This is a genomic window from Flavobacterium alvei (assembly GCF_002920895.1).
Classification (GTDB): Bacteria; Bacteroidota; Bacteroidia; order Flavobacteriales; family Flavobacteriaceae; genus Flavobacterium; species Flavobacterium alvei.
In genome coordinates, this window is sequence record NZ_PQVG01000004.1 from 249,362 (window position 1) to 266,644 (window position 17,283).

Consider the following 17,283-nt stretch of genomic DNA (forward strand, 5'->3'; position numbering starts at 1 on the left):
CATTGTTTTCCGTCTTTACTATTATCTATACAAGGTGAAATGTCCAACAAATTCACGGGCATCTTTTTCATTTCGCAATTTAATAATGTACCAGTAATCGCCTGTTGGTAACTCATTACCATTGTATTTACCATCCCAGAATTGTCCTTCTCTGTAGGTACCCACTTTGCGTCCGTAACGATCAAAAACATAGAATATCAAATCTGGATAATTCATTGTATTTGTTGGTGTCCATCCATCATTGTCGCCGTCACCATTTGGTGTAAACACATTAGGAATTTTAATATCGACAAATTCAAAATATCTGGTAGCCGATGCCACACAACCATTGGCATCAGTAACCGTAACCGTATAGTCACCCGATTTGTAATAAATAAATTTATTTTGACTGCCCATTGAGTCACCATTTAGCGTGTATTGATATCCGCCTGCTCCACCAGTTGCTGTTGCCACAATTTCGTTCAGTCCTCCATCTGTCAAAGTTAATGTTAATGGCAGAATTTGTACAATCGTGAAATCGGGTGTGTCTTTTTCGCAACCATTGGTATGTCTTGCTGTAATATGATGCACTCCAGGAGGCACATTGGTAAACACATTACTGGCTTGATAAGGGGCAATTCCGTCTAAAGCATAATCGACATCGGCAGGATTTGTAATACTGGCATCAATCGTTACTGTAACTGTTAAAGTAGGTGCATTATTACTACAGCCATAATCAACAATCACTTGTGGATTTAATTTTACGGATTCTGGTAATGGAACATCAAATTCATACGAACAGAAATTGGCATCACGAATGTACACCGTATGCATTCCTCCTGATAATCCTGTAAAATCAAAATCGGTTTGAATTAACGTGCCAGTTGTGAAAGTTCCTCCATCTATACGAACGCTGTACGGAGCTGTTCCGCCACTAACCGTAATGCTAAAAGCACCATCTTTGTCACCAAAACAGACTTCAGGTATTAGAGTTCCCGTAATTACAGCTGAACTTAATGGTGTTGGCTCTGCAATGATAATTCCTGTTTCATATACATAACATCCGTTTTGGTCTTGTGTAATAATATCATAGCTTCCTGGTACTAAATTATCAAAAACACCTGTATCAAAAAACTGGTTCAAATCGGGCGAAATAGCGTATTTGATTTTACCTGTTCCTCCAGAAGCGGTAACCACAATTTTTCCGTTATTCAAGCCATTACAAGTGGCATTCGTAGGAACTGATATAGCAGATAATGCAGTGGTTGGTTGTGTAATGGTAACAGGTATTGAAGTTGCTGAACAATCGCCACTTTCAACATATACCATATAAGTTCCTGCTTTCAATTGAGTGAAATTACCCGGTGTGGCTTGTACCACCCCAATAACATCATATCCTAATCCGTCTTGCAAATAATATACATAATTACCTAAACCTCCAGTTGCTTTAGCTACAATAACTCCCGTAGTTTCTCCATTACAATTAATAGTTGACGTAAAATAATCTGTTTGAACGGTCAAAGCTGGCAAGGGTTCCACCTCAACATCATTAGAAACCACACTTTTACAACCATTGGAATCTTTCACATAATAACGATTTGTTCCAACTGGCGCCGAAACCGTAACTGAGCTATAAAACACTGAGGAACTAAATGTTATATTATCTGTACTATAAGTATATGGTGCTATACCTCCTTTGGCAGTAAGTATCAATGTTGAAAGTACTGTACAGGTTTGTGAAGTTGATTTTACTAGACTTGCCTGAACTAATTTGGGTTCATCGATTGTAATTATTCCAGAAGTAGTTCCGCTACAACCCCAAGTGTCTGTTACAGTAACGCTATAGGTTCCAGCTCCCAAACCGGTGAATACATTTGAAACTTGAGGGCCGTTTGAAATAGCTGGTGTCACTGACAAATAATTCAAGGTATATAAATAATTACTTCCTTGACCTCCAGTTACCGATGTAGCCGTAATAGTTCCCGTTTTGTCTCCAAAACATGAAATAATTAAAGGACTTGCAGCAGCTGTAACTGCAATTGGTGTTGGAACTACTAAATTTACTAGAACAGATTTCACGCATCCGCCTTGATCTTTTACATTAACTGTATAAGAACCTGCTGTTAAATTTGTAAAATAGGTTTGAGAACCATAGGCTACATTTACTGGGCCAACTAATTCATATTGATACCCACCTGGCCATCCTCCTGTTGCTGTCACAGAAATACTTCCATTATTACCTGGAACACAAGTGATTTCAGTATGGGTTTCACTAATTACCAAATCAGCTGGTGCTTGAGTTATTGTGAAACTAGTTGTAGCTGAACAAAAAGGACTGTTTTGCAAAGTTGCTGTTACATTGTATAAGCCGGCTGTTAGACCTGAAATTGCCCAAGGTCCAGCAGTTGTTGAAGTACCATTAATTGGCGTTGCCAAAGCTGCACTCGTAATTACATAATTGAAAGCGCCAGCATCGTTTGTTGGTGTCAGTTGATTATCTACTATTGTCAATTCAACCCTTCCTTCATTCGATGCATAACAAACTACATCGTTTGTTTTTACTGCTTTTAACTCGAAGGTGTTTGGATTGTTTACAAAGTGAATTGCTGATAAACTACATCCAGTAACCGTATTCAAAACGTCGATTTGATATTGACCTACAATTAAATTATTGAAAATTCCTGTTGTATTCGTAGCATTATAAACGGTTCCGTTCAATCCAGAAACTGTATAACTAAGTGTATTTGCAGCTGGAATACCTCCTGTAGTAGCAACTGTAACGGCTATGCTTTCGTTATTAGAACAATTAATTGCAGCAGTAATCGCAACATTTATTTTGTCTAAACTAATAAATGGATTGATAATGATTGGCGCAAGTGTACTGCCCATACAGCCTTTATTATCAAAAACATTGATAGTGAAACTTCCTCCTAATAAATCGGATTCGATATACGAATTAGAAGCTCCACGTTGCACTAATACACCATTTTTGATAAATTCATAAATAGTATAAGTTCCTGAGGCACCAACCACGGTGTTTGCTGTAATGCTTGCATAATTCGTACCGTTAGTTCCAGCGGTACAACCAAATTGTACTACTGTTGATGCTCCCAAATCGATTACGGCCGGCTGAATTACATCTATCAAAGCCGTTGCTTGACAACCTCTTGCAGAAGTAACTGTTACAGAATATCCTGTGGCCGCTGTTAATCCTGTAAATATATTGGAAGCTTGAGGCGTTCCACCATTCAAACTGTACATATAAACAGGGTTGTCGTTTATTCCCACTGCTGGAGTAGCCATTGTTGCTGTAATCGTTCCATCGTTTCCGCCGTTGCAAGTCACTGGGGTCGAAGTCAATGTAAAACCAGTAATTGTTGTGGCTGGAGTTATAGAAATTGGAACATAAAACTCGCATAAAGTAGTCGTATCGCGAACACCCATCGTGTGATTTCCTGATGTAACTCCCGTAAATGAAGTGGTTGCCACAAATGCGCCTCCATCAATATTGAATTGGTAATTCGCAGAACCTCCTGTTGCCGAAACATTGACAATACCATCATTATTGGCACAACTAGGAGTCGTTGCAACTACTGCTGTTAAACTTAACGGTTGCAAAATAGTTACTGGAGTCGTTGTTGAAAGACATCCATTGGCATCTTTTACGGTTACATTATAAATTCCCGGAGCATTTACCGTAAGGATATTGCTGGTTTGGAAACTAATTCCATCCACACTATATTCTAATGCTGGACTAAATCCGGTTGCGGTTACGGTAATAGTATAAGAACCCGTTGCACTTGGACATTGAGTTGCCACGGCAGAAGTTATTGTTGGATTAGTATCTAATAGAATGTTTTGTGGATTATTCATAGAACATCCTTTAGAATCAATTACATAAACCACCCAATTCATATCGGCTCCGTTGTTAGTATCTACGACTAATTGGTTGCTCAAAACAAAACTTGTTGGAACAGGATCTGAAGCTCTAGCAATTGCATATTTATACGGTGCTGTTCCACCTGTTGCAGTAATAGTAACTGTGGCAGTATCATTATTACAATTAATATTAGTCGCTGCTGAAATGGAACTTAAAGCTGCCGATGGTTGTGTAATAGTTAGTGAAGCATTAGCCGAACAGCCTGTCACATTATCCGTAACAGTAACGGTATAATTTCCGAAGGCTAATCCTGAAATGGTAACTTTATTTCCGGCTTGTACCAAAGTGCCTGTACCTGTTGTTAATGCAGCGGTATAAGTTCCTGCAAAATTTTCAACAGTGAATTCAGCCGATCCATTGGCTAATCCAAAACAAGTCACTTCGCTAGTGATTAAACCAGAAACTGTGATATTATTTATTGGTTTAACTTGATATGCTTTTTCGAATGAACAGCCGTGAGCATCGGTTACTTTAAATAAATAAGTGTTTGGAGCCAATGAAGTGAAAACAGGATTTGTACCATTATCAACACTAATTGGCGAAATAATTTCATATTTAGCTATTGGCGTATAACCTCCAACCACTGTCAAAGTCACATCTGAAGTAGGTACTGGACAAGTTGGAGCAGTTCCCACAATGGTAATGTCGGTGATTTTTTGATACGGATTTACAGTCGTACTACCGTTAAAAATACAACCATTTGCATCTTTTGCAGAATAATTTATTGTTTGAATCGTACCATTATCTACCACATACAAAAGATTGGTTGCATAATAATTAGCCGAACCATCAAAATTATAAGTGTAAGGCGCTGTTCCTGTTCCAACAGTAGCATTTACTGTCACTATCGCAGTTTGAGGAATGTTACTTGCATTACAAGCAAAATCAGTAACAACAGCCGTTGCATTTAATAAAACTGGATCTATAAGGGTTTCTGAACCGTTGAATAGACATTGTTTGGAGTCTCTTACAATGTAATTCACTAATCCAGCTCCTAATCCTGTAAATGTATTGGAAGTTTGCCAAGATGTTCCCGCATTAATACTATATTCATAAGGAGGAATTCCAAGAGAAGCCGTAATAGTAAGCGTTCCATCTAGAACCGTTGGACAAGAAGGTTTTGTATGTGTTGAAGTAGCCGTTGGATCTACTTTTGGATTGACAGTAACCACGGTTGTTTCGACCGAACAGCTATTTAAATCGGTGATTCTGAATTGGTAGGTTCCTGCTGTACTTGTGGTATAAGTTGCCGTTCTAGAATCATTAGCAAAAGGAACAGCAGCGCCATACGGAGAACCGTTTATAGCAACTTCATAAGTAAAATCGGGTGTAGCATTAGCAGATGTAAACAATCCATCAATTGCATTTAATGTTATAACCGCATTTGGAGAAACTGTACAATCTATTTCTTTGGTTAAGGCAACATTTATGGATAGTTTTTTATCAATAGTGATGGTTTGCTCACTGAAACATCCATTGGCATCAATCACTCTAACCGTTTGCAATCCTGAATTTAATCCCGTAATAGTATAAGGGAAAGCAGCAACATTTTGAGAAGCCCCTCCATTGACCAAAATGGTGTAAGGTGCGATTCCAGAAGTTGTTAAACTAACATTTATTCCAAAAGTTCCTTCGTCCACACATTTATCAACAATGGCTAAAGCAATTACTGGTTCAGGATCTTTGGTTAAAACCACTACCGTACTTGGTTGAATACAATTGTAGGCGTCTTTTACGTGAACATAATAACTTCCAGCAGCAACATTAAAAGTACTTGACGAATTCCAAGCAGGATCATTTGCCAATGGCGCAGTTGCTGAACTGGTAATCATATACGAATATGGAGCCGTTCCGTCTTTTGCCAAAGCATTGATAATTCCTAGATTATTACAATTTTCGTTTTGGACAACCGCAGCAGAAACCGATAGAGGAATTGCCGATTCTTTGATTTCAAAAATAGCCGAAGCCGATTGACAACCATTGAATGCTCCAGTTCCATTTTCAATAAATTTGATATAATATTGCCCAGGAGATAAAGTTCCAGGAGATGGAACGGTTAGAGTAAATGGCGGAACACCTAGAACTGAAATATTGCCCGAAGTACCCGCAACTGCCACATTTGTATAAGCTGTGAATATTTGATAATCTACACTAGTAGTTGTAGTATCGAATCCAGTTAAGGTAAAAGTTGCACTACCATCATTGGCTCCGATACAAGTAACATTGGCAGGAGTAACGGCTGCTGTAAGCAATGATGCTGCTGGAATTGGCTGGTTGGCAGCTTTTACATAATAGCAATCTGTAGTTAAATCGTGAACTACAAAAGTATAAGTTACTCCAGGAACAAGATTGGTAAACGTTCTAGTGTCGCCACCAGGAGCATCAGGCACGAACCAAGTTGAGGTGTAAGGATTAGTATTGGTTTCTAAAATTCCAAAAGCATAACTACCACTTCCTAATGTTGAAATCGCTTTGACAATCGCCGTACCTCCGTTTGTACAATCGGATGTTATCGTAGTTACATCTATCGTTAAATCAGAAGGAGGAGAAGCAATGGTAATTTGTTTGGTTAAACTACAACCATTAGCATCGATAACATTGATGGTATAAACTCCATAATTAATAATGGAGAACGTATGATCTTCTCGAACTGTAGCCACATAAGGATTACCTGCAATTATATCTCCAAAATTGTTAGTGATAAAATACTTAAATGGTGCTGTTCCGCCCAAAACATTTTCTACAGTTATAGAACCTAAACTTGAGCCTCCCGGATTGTTACAAGTAATATCAACTTTAGTCAAATCAAAACTAATTGGGTCAGGTTGTGCAATTGTAATACTTGCAGGAACAGTATTGATACAACCTTTACTGTCTTTTACGGTAACGGTATAATTTCCAGCTGTAAGACCAGTAAATACATTCGAAGATTGATAATTAGTACCATCTATGCTGTAAGTAAATGGAGCAACACCTTTGGTAGCATCAATCGTAACTTGTATTCTTCCATTAGCATCGCCATTACATTTGATAGATTGTGTTTCTGTTAATGCCGTAATTACTGGATAAACTATCGGATTTACAGTGATAAGATTAGAAACTTTTGTACAAGCAGGAACATTCGAATCGGTGATTAAAAACTGATAAGTATTAGCCGATGTTACTGGATAGGTAAAGCTTGTTCCTACTATTGGAACGGCTATTCCATAAGCACTTCCACCAATACTCGTTTGATAAGAGAAAGGCGCTTTGCCACCAGTTATTGATACCGTAATTACGGCATTTGGAGAAGCTGTACAATCTAAATCTTTTGTCAAAACAGCTGTTGCATTTAACACTTGGTTTACTGTAACCGAAGTGGTATTGGTACAGCCATTGGCATCTTTTACGGTTATGAAATAAGTTCCCGGAGCTACAGTAAAAGTATCAGCAGGACTTGGCGCTACACCAGAATTTATAGTGTAAGTATAAGGCGCAACACCATTGGTACCTACAGCTTTAATTTGGAATGTACTTCCCGAAGCAGAACATTGATTGGTAACTGAAGCCGTAACCGTTGGAATAGGATCTTTGGCAATAGTAACATCTGTTTTAGTGGTACAACCATTGGCATCTTTTACATAAACATCCCAATTTAGATTTATTGTAGGATCAAGATTGCCAGTATTTGAACTAGAGTAAGTTCCTGCTGCAAAACCATCTTGTACAAATGAATATAAATATCCAGGAGTTCCACCGCTTGCCGTTGCTGTAACTGTTGCTGTTGCTACATTACAATTAGCATTAACATTCACAACTGAAAGACTCAACGGAGTTGCTGGGCCTGTAATGATAACATCGGTATTGGCAGTACAACCTGTGGTATTATCGGTAACTCTTACATTGTAAGTTCCAACGATGAGGTTGGATAAGGTAATCACATCATTAACATTGGTAAAAGGAACTGCTGGTGTTACCACAACCGCATAATTTCCTGTGGAACTAAATCCAGAAACAGTATATTTTGCAAGACCAGTATTGCCTCCGTTACACAAAACATTCGAAATATTTTGACCAACAATTGCAATTGGTATTACTGGCGCAACGGTATAAGGTTCTGAATAAAAACATCCATTAGCATCCGTAACTTTAAAAACATATGTATTTGGTACTAATCCTGTAAAAACACCTGTTGTATTAGAAGTGGCTGAAGCAATTGGAGAAACAATTTCATAAGTCAATCCTCCCACTCCATTTGTAGCCGTAACTGTTGTTGAAGTAACCGTACAACTTATCACATTGCTCAAAAAAGCCAAATCTGTTGGTGGATTTAATGGTGCCAAAACAATTTGTTGCACTGAAGACAAACAGCCATTGGCATCTTTTACAATAATATCAAATGATTGGCTACTTCCGTTGTCATTTACCGTCAAAGTATTACTTGGAGTAAATGAGATTCCGTTATTATAGCTATAAGTATAAGCCCCTGTTCCTCCAGAAGGTGTAACGGTTATTGTTGCCGATTGTTTAGTATTTGTTGGGCTACAGCTAAATGTAGTTGCCGTAGCATTGGCAATAATTGGATTTGGATTCACAATAGTCACATTAGAAACTGCCGATTCACAACCTTTGCTATCAATTACTTTAATGTTGTAAATTCCAGCTGTTAAACCAGTAAACACATTAGAAGCTTGGGTAGTAAACAAAGTGGCGGTACTTAACTTAATAGCATACGTATAAGCCGATGTAAAACCATTAGCTGCTGTAACTGTAATAGTTCCATCATTGGCATTATTACAACTAATATCCGTTTTAGAAGTGGTCATTGTGGGTGTCGTTTTTGGAGAAACTACAATAGCACTGCTTTTGGCCGAACAACCTTTGCTATCTGTTACCGAAAACACATAACTACCTGCAGCAGCTGTTGTATATGGGAAAGATGCAACCGCAGTTGGCGTTCCTCCATTAAATGCGACGGTGTAAGTATAAGGAGCACCGTTACCTCCAGCGACAGTAGCGTTTATGGAAGCATCAACTAAACACGTTAAATCTTGAGTCAAAGCAGCATTCAATTGCAATTGTGGTGCAATAATGATATTCGAAATCGTGGAAGTACAATTTTTACTGTCGGTAACAACTATGGTATGCGTTCCAACGCCAACGTTTGTAAACGTATTGCTGTTTTGAGCTGCTCCTCCGTCTAAAGCGTAAACAAATGGACCCGTTCCACCAGTTACATCTACCACTAAAGTTGATTGATTTACTGAATCATAACACAAATCCGAGGAACTTGCCAAAGTAGCTACTGGAGCTATTATTGGACTCACAATTACAGGAGCGCCAACATTAGTAACACATAAATTGGCATCTCTTGCAAATACTGTATAATTACCCGAAGACACATTGGTAAATTGACCATTGGTTTGATAAGGACGAACAACAGCTCCTCCCGTAGTATTTCTTAATTCGTATTGATAAGCTGGTGTTCCTCCGCTTCCTACTGCATTTATTGTTGCTCCGTTGGAACAACTTGGCTGTACAGTTATCGAAGCCGTTACGGTTAATGGTGTTGGCGCAGTAATAGCTTGAGGCAATGTAAACAAACAAGGACTTGCCGACATATCATATTGCACTCTTATACTATGAGACCCTGCTGACAAGCCACCAATTGTCAATGGAGAAGTAGCGCTTAAAACAAAAGCTGCTCCGTCTAACGAATAATAAAAACCTGTTGGTGCAAAATTTTGTACTGCAATGGTAATTTCGCCATCGTTATTTCCAGCGCAAGTAATGTCTTTATGTCCAATTACTGCTGCTGTAAAAGCTTTGTTAGCATCAATAATTAAAGGAAAATCTTTTTGTGTAATACAGGATTTTGGCAGTTGATACACCTTGATGTCATCAATTAAAGCATCATTTCCGTTATAAAGAATACTACCTGATTTGATTCTAAAAGTAAGATTCGTATTGTTACCAGGATTTAGGCTTAATGCTTTGAAAACCCATTTGTTTCTGTCAGGATCATTGATAGGTCCTGCAATTACACCTGTAAATTGTGAGGCAACCACTGTTCCTGAAGGATCTACCAATTCTATAATAAAATCTGGAGAGGCTCCGTTAATACCCAATTTTAAAAGATTAGCAAGATATACTTCGACTTTAATGGGCTGATTTGGAATAACATCTACAATAGGTTTGCTGTATAAAACACCGTAAGGACCTGCAGCACTTCCTATATTCACTAATAAAAACCTTCCATCGGCATCAGCGCCATTAGTAGTATGGTCTTTAAAATGATACCAAGCACCTGAATTATTACTCAAAGGGTCATCACTTCTCCAAAAGAAACTAGCAACCGAATAAGCATTGTCTTCTACAGATCTACTTGGCGTACCATTCGGATATTTACATAAATAAGGAGGATTTACTCTTTGATCATTAAAACAATAAGCAGAAGCGATTCCTGAAGTGGTTGTTGGTGCTCCCGATCCAAAATCTTCTTTCAATAAATTGCTATAAGTTGGCACTGATAATAATTTATAGGTAACACTTACAGTATGTGAGCCTGAAGGCACATTTACAAATACATTTGGTGGTGTATTGGTATTGACCACTCCATCTAATAAATATTCATAACTAAAATTGGCTCCTCCATTATTGGTTACTGTTACGGTGCTTGTTGCGGTTCCATTGCAATTAAATGCTGGAGAATTTACTGAAATAGTTGGATCTGATGGTTTTGGATCTAAAACATTACCTGGCATTGGAAAAGTACATCCCAAAGCATCTTTGACCATTAAAGTATAGGTTCCAGGTGCAACATATTTTTCATTCGAAGCTTGCCAAGTTAACCCTCCGTCAAAACTATATTGGTAGGGTGCAGTTCCTCCTTGTGCATTAGTAATTCGTAATTTTCCTTCTGTACCAGTAGGGCCACAACCTGCCAATTCTGCCACTCCTCCAGAAGCAGTAACAGCCGAAGCTGGCCCTGTAATTGTTATGGTTTGTGCTGGAAAAAAACAATCAAATCCTCCAAGACTGTATTTTAAAATCGCATTATAATTGGCTGCAGCTAAATTTGAAAAAGTAGCATTTGCTTGATAGGTTACTCCATTATCAATACTGTACATTAAAGTATAGCCATTGGCATTGGTTACATTAAATTTAATTTCCCCCGAATTGACGCCGTAACAACTGATATTAGTAGATGAAACAGTATAAACTGGTTTTGGGATTTCGGCAACGGCTATTGAAGTTATTGCTTCACATTTATTTAAATCAACAACTTTTATATCATATGTCCCAGCTGTAGAAACTGGATATTTAATTGATGTGGAAGGTGTATTTAATGTAATAGCAACCCCATTTACATAATAATTATAATTGGGAGTTCCTCCTTCAACAGAAATAGTTATTTCGCCCGCACTACAAGTCAGTGCTTTACTAAGAGTGGCTGTGACTTTTAACAAAGCAGGATCAATAATTTTTTCTATGGCTGTGTAAGAACAATTTGCTGGACTTGTTGAAACATTTACCGTGTAATCACCCCAACCTAAATTAGAAAAAGTGTACTCATTAGCTAGTATTGGTCCAACGCTATTGACTAAAGTTGCTCCCTTATAAATACTAAAATAGTATTGAGGTTCAACGTTTCCTGCAATCAGTTTAATGGATCCATCTGCAACACCATGACAAGAAGGCTGTGTGAGAAAGGTTTGAACTATTAAATCCTTTTTAAAAATTTGAATGTTGGGTACACTAAAAATACACGGATTAGAGGTTACCCCAATTTGCTTGATAAAAACCGTATAATTACCAGGAGTCGTTATGGTAAAAACTGGGCTATTGGGTATATAATTAACACCGTCTATGCTATATTCGTATCCTGTAGGCACATTTCCAATACTAATTTGACCAGGTGCTGAACAAATAATATCCTTCTTAGTGAAAGTAGGATTTAATAAATTTTGATACACATTAAAATAAAAAATACTTTGACAACCACCTGTATAATTCAGTACTAGCTTAAATTGTCCAGAAATATTGGCTAAATAATCAGCTCCTGTACCTACTAATTTCCAACAAGAATTTGCAAAATTTTCATTGGCGCAATTATCTACTGCTGTAGAAGGACAAATTGATTCATCTAATTTATACCAATTAATAGAAAGTGCATCTGTAATTCCTGTTTTTATCAAACGAGTATCATTGGCTCCACACAAGAAAAGATAAGGCAACGGTTTTCCGTTATTTGGACAAATTACCACTTCACCTATATAAGGCGCTTGAGCATAAGGAATTACTGGATTTGTATTGGTCACCCCAAAATTAGAAACGGTTATTGTTTCTACGATGCTTTTACAAGTAGCCGCAGCGGTGTTATGAACGTAATAAACTCCGGTTTGTGTTGCAGTAAATGTTTGTCCAGTACCAATAGGATTACTTCCATCTGGATTCTTTGACCAAGAATAAGTTGTATAACCATCGGAAGCTTTTAAAACTACGCTTGTACCACACAAAATTACATTTTGAGTAAATTTACAATTGGTGATATCTACTAAAAAATTTGTGGACTCAGGCGAACCCAATTTACAAGCCGTAGAGGCAAAACTTCCCTCTTCTTGAACAACCGTTGGGTTAATAACACCTTGATAAGTGGCAAATGCTTGATTCTTTATTTCATTGGAACAAGCAGTAACTAAACTATTGCAATCAGGTACCACTTGAACTGATAATCTTATGGTATAAACCCCACCGTTGATGAGTACAGAAGTATCTGGAATTTTAAAAATTAATGTTTTTGTTGCACTATCATAGGATTGAAGCGTTGCTCCACCTGAATTACTGTAATCAATTCCAGTGGTAGCATTAAAAATAACATTTTGAGGAAGCACATCTTTTATTGTAAAATTGGTCACATTATCATTACCAACGTTTTGATAACTAATTTCGTAGGTTAAAAACTGTCCTAAATTAACGTTAGCTCCTCCAACATTAACTCCACTAGTATTTTTAACCAATTTGGTCAAATCAATTTTTGGAGCAATAATATCTACTGCATAAGCGGAAAAAAAGGCAAATATTGGATCAGATTGACCTTTGGCAACTTGTAAAGTAAAGCTTGTAGATGATTGATTATTTTTAATGTATTCAGGATCTGCTCCCTTTATTTCAAGAGCTCCTGTATCATAACCCAAAGTGTTAGAACCCGAAGGGTTTCTTGGAGTTTGAACTCCATTAGTGTTTTCGATTGTCGAGATAAAAAAGTTGTTTGCAGGTCTAAGTGGCGTTGTAACTTCTTTCGAGCCTATTTCTAACTTTGTTCCTCCCTTTGGTTTATCGCCATCCAAAGTTGCATAAGCAAATTGTAAATCAACTGGACCCGATGGTGGTGTTTTAAACCCAGAAACAGGTATTAATGTAAAATGACTATCATCAATATAACTAAATCCATCAAAAACAGTAAACGACTTCATATGAAGAGTTGGATCTTCATATATCACAAAAAGAGTCCATCCAGCTGATATTCCAGTTGATTGATTTGAACCTTGACTAGCAATAACATCTGCAACCGTATAGGTTCCAGATAAACTTGATAATCCGTTCAATAAGTTAGTTACTTCTGCATAACAAGCATAGGGCGTATTCGGATTTTCAATGGGTCCACTCTTAACTGGAGCAGGAATTGGAGCAGTAATAGCATCATAAATTAGCTGACCTGTTATTGTATTATAGGTTGTTGCACCTGGTAACTTTAATTTAATTTTGGCAATATTAGCTCTACTACCATCTGTACTTTTTAGCACGGCGCCCCAATACAAAGCGGCATACTGAACCCTATAACAAGTTGTTGGGCTACCATCAGCTTGATTTGGAATTGCCAAATCGGCACTGCTGGAACTAAAGGTAGTTGGATCGCCATCAATATCAATGTATTTCATTGATATGTCCTCATTTGATTTTGTGTTGTCGTTAAAAGGGAGATTATCTTTTCCGAGAATAGTATTCCCTGCCACAATCATTTTTCCCCTAGTTTCTATATTTTTTCTTATGGAAAATGGCTTATAATTTTGGGCATAAGAACCAATAGTCCATAAAATCATTGCAACAACAAAAAGTGATTTTATTGTAAAACTACTTTGCGCTAAAAAAGAGCCTTCTCGAAAAAGACTCTTCTTTTCAGTTTTTACATATCCATCTTCCCTCTTATTGTTAATAATTTCAGAGGGCATATTGGCAAAAGAAAGAACTCCTTTCAATAACTTCTTTATAATGTTAAAAACCAAAACATTGGTTAGTAAGTAGTTGTTTTTCATTTGAATAAATTGTTTGTTGTAAACAAAAATCAATTTTAATTTTTATGCTTTTTAAAATTAGCTAGTGGCCAGTACCTAATTTTAAAATAAATTGTGCTCCATTTTTTCAATTATAAATTGAATAATTAGTTCTCTATTTTAGAGATAGACATCTTACCGTTGTAAGAGGTGCTGCCTTTAGTTTCCAAAGCTTTTTTAGCTTCTTCAATATTGTCAAATTTATCATAATAAATATAGTATTTACTAGTTGTAACGTCATAAAAGAAGTTAATATTGTTTTGTCCTGCCGCTACTGCTTTTGTTAAAAATTCATCTCTTTTGGCTACATCGCTATGCACGGCCACTACTAAATAAAATCCTTTCGGTACACTTTTATCCTCTTTCAATATTTGCATATTAGGTTGCTCTTCACCATAATCAAAATCTGTTGATTTAATTGGAGTGGTGCTAAAAGGAGTTGTTTTTTTAATACGTTCCAATGCCGCTTTGTCTTGTGAAAGTCTATCTTCTGCATTTACAAAAGAAGCTCGTTTTATTCTTCTTTTTTTCTCGATCTCGGTGGCAATTTTAATCTTTTCTAATGATGAAACCAAATCTTTGTTTGATTGTATAGCTTGTGATTGTTCTGCTTTTAATGTTTCAATAGCTTTCAAATAATATTGGTTCAACGGGTCATTTTTATCCGAAACTTTTTGGATTCTTTGATTGTATATTACTTCAATCTCTTTAATTTTTTCTGTTTGAATTTTGTTTACCTCAGCTATTTGAAGAGTTAAACTTTCTAATGCTGCATTTTCTCCAGCAGTGCTTTTGAATGGTTTTGGTTCTTTATAAATACCTTTATCACTCAAATCATTTTCCTCCTTCATTTCCTGAAGGTCTTTTTCTTTAGCTGATACAGTCGCGTTCAAATTAGTCAATAATTGTTGTTGTTTCTTTTTCGCAGTCTCTAATGATACCGCAATATTATCCATTGATTTTGTGTACTCATCTTTGGCTTTAGCTTTGGCGTCTGCATCCGCTTTTGCTTTAGTGTCTGCTGCAAGTTTGGCTTTAGTGTCTGCTGCAAGTTTGGCTGCAATAAGTGCATCGGCTTTAGCTTTCTCTTCGGCTGCTAGTTTTTCTTTAGCAAGAAGGTCTGCTTTAGCTTTGGCGTCTGCATCCGCTTTTGCTTTAGTGTCTGCTGCAAGTTTGGCTGCAATAAGTGCATCGGCTTTAGCTTTTTCTTCGGCTGCTAATTTTTCTTTAGCAAGAAGGTCTGCTTTAATTTTGGCGTCTGCATCGGCTTTGGCTTTAGTGTCTGCTGCAAGTTTGGCTGCAATAAGTGCATCGGCTTTAGCTTTTTCTTCGGCTGCTAGTTTTTCTTTAGCAAGAACATCGGCTTTAATTTTGGCGTCTGCATCGGCTTTGGCTTTAGTGTCTGCTGCAAGTTTGGCTGCAATAAGTGCATCGGCTTTAGCTTTCTCTTCGGCTGCTAGTTTTTCTTTAGCAAGAAGGTCTGCTTTAGCTTTGGCGTCTGCATCCGCTTTTGCTTTAGTGTCTGCTGCAAGTTTGGCTGCAATAAGTGCATCGGCTTTAGCTTTTTCTTCGGCTGCTAATTTTTCTTTAGCAAGAAGGTCTGCTTTAATTTTGGCGTCTGCATCGGCTTTGGCTTTAGTGTCTGCTGCAAGTTTGGCTGCAATAAGTGCATCAGCTTTTGCTTTTTCTTCGGCTGCTAGTTTTTCTTTAGCAAGAAGGTCTGCTTTAATTTTAGCGTCTGCATCGGCTTTGGCTTTAGTATCCGCAGCTAATTTTTGTTTAGCAAGAGCATCGGCTTTGGCCTTAGCATCTGCATTCAATTTTGCTTGGGCAGCTGCATCAGGTTTAGGTTTAGTATCGACTACTTTAGCATCTGCAGCTAATTTTGGTTTTGGAGCATTAGCTTTGGCTAATGCAAGCGCATCCGATTTAGCCTTAGCATCAGCGGCTAGTTTTGCTTTAGCTTTGGCATCGGCTTCTAATTTTGCTTGAGCTACTTCTGCTCTTCTAGCTTTAACCTCAATAGCTTGTTCTTCTTTTCTGGCTTGTTCTTCTGGAGTTAGTTTTTTTACTGTTGGCGCTACCGTTCTTTCATCAGCAGGTAAAATGATTGATCCTTCTTCATTGTCATCTGCATAATCGTATTTTTTGTTTTTGAATTTATAGGCTAAAGCTATTTCGTGTGAAGCACCAAAATTGGACAAATTGCCCATCCCTTGTTCGTAATTGTATTCGAAAGAAATATTTTGCGTCAAGTTAACGCCAAAACCTCCTGAAATTCCGTGTAAACTGTTGTAACCAGCTTGTGCCCAAACTCCAATTGGAATACTAAACATGGCTAAACCTGACACAACGGTTTTGTCTTTTTTAAATTCTGTTCTGAGTATGCCTGAAAACTTACTTTGGTCAAAAAATCCATAACTTTCAATATATCCTGTATGCATAATGTGAAGTTGAATCGCTTTTTCAGGATCGTCTGCTACTATTTTTGAATTTTGGAGATTGTATAAAACCAAATTATTCAGAGACAAACCAAAATCAAGAAAATCCAATCCGTAATTGATTCCTGGATTTATGGTAATTAAAGTGCTAGAAGGAATGTTATCTAAGGATGGATCTGGGTAATTTGTGATTATTTTTGAATCGTTTAAACCACTTTTGTAAAATCCTAAATTGAGTCCAAAAGTAAGGTTGCTGTCATTTCGAAGTTGTACATTATGAGCATAATTGGCCACACCACCAAAAGTGGTTAACACACCATAATTTTGCTGAAATAAACTAAAGGCAATGGCTTCATTTTCTTTAAATCTTCCTGAATAACTAAATAAATAGGTTTGCGGAGAATCCTCAAATTGAGTAAACTCTCTTTTATTATAAATACTTACATAAGGATTTTGCTCTCTAACGAAACTAAAGGTTGGATTGAGAATGTATTTATTGAACTTTAACGAATTTCTTACGGGTAGTGAAAACGAAACAACTCCATCCTCTTGAGAATGGAGTATTTGCATCGCAAATAAAAGAAAGATAATAGGTAAAATTCTTTTCATA

2 protein-coding genes are annotated in these 17,283 nt (G+C 37.2%); both read right to left on the bottom strand.

The features are described 5' to 3' along the window. Positions 1 to 21: 21 nt before the first annotated feature. Positions 22 to 14,214, bottom strand: coding sequence for a T9SS type B sorting domain-containing protein (locus C3L50_RS08585; protein WP_133158869.1), 14,193 nt, complete (start codon positions 14,212 to 14,214; stop codon positions 22 to 24). Positions 14,215 to 14,339: 125 nt separating this feature from the next. Then, a complete protein-coding gene (locus C3L50_RS08590; RefSeq protein ID WP_103805766.1) occupies positions 14,340 to 17,282 on the bottom strand; it encodes a PorP/SprF family type IX secretion system membrane protein in 2,943 nt (980 codons plus the stop codon). Between the last annotated feature and the right edge of the window lies 1 nt (position 17,283).

What these genes read in the sequence shown, in the direction of transcription:
- C3L50_RS08585 (WP_133158869.1), bottom strand. Translation starts at nt 14,214, where the DNA reads ATGAAAAACAACTACTTACTAACCAATGTTTTGGTTTTTAACATTATA.
- C3L50_RS08590 (WP_103805766.1), bottom strand. Translation starts at nt 17,282, where the DNA reads ATGAAAAGAATTTTACCTATTATCTTTCTTTTATTTGCGATGCAAATA.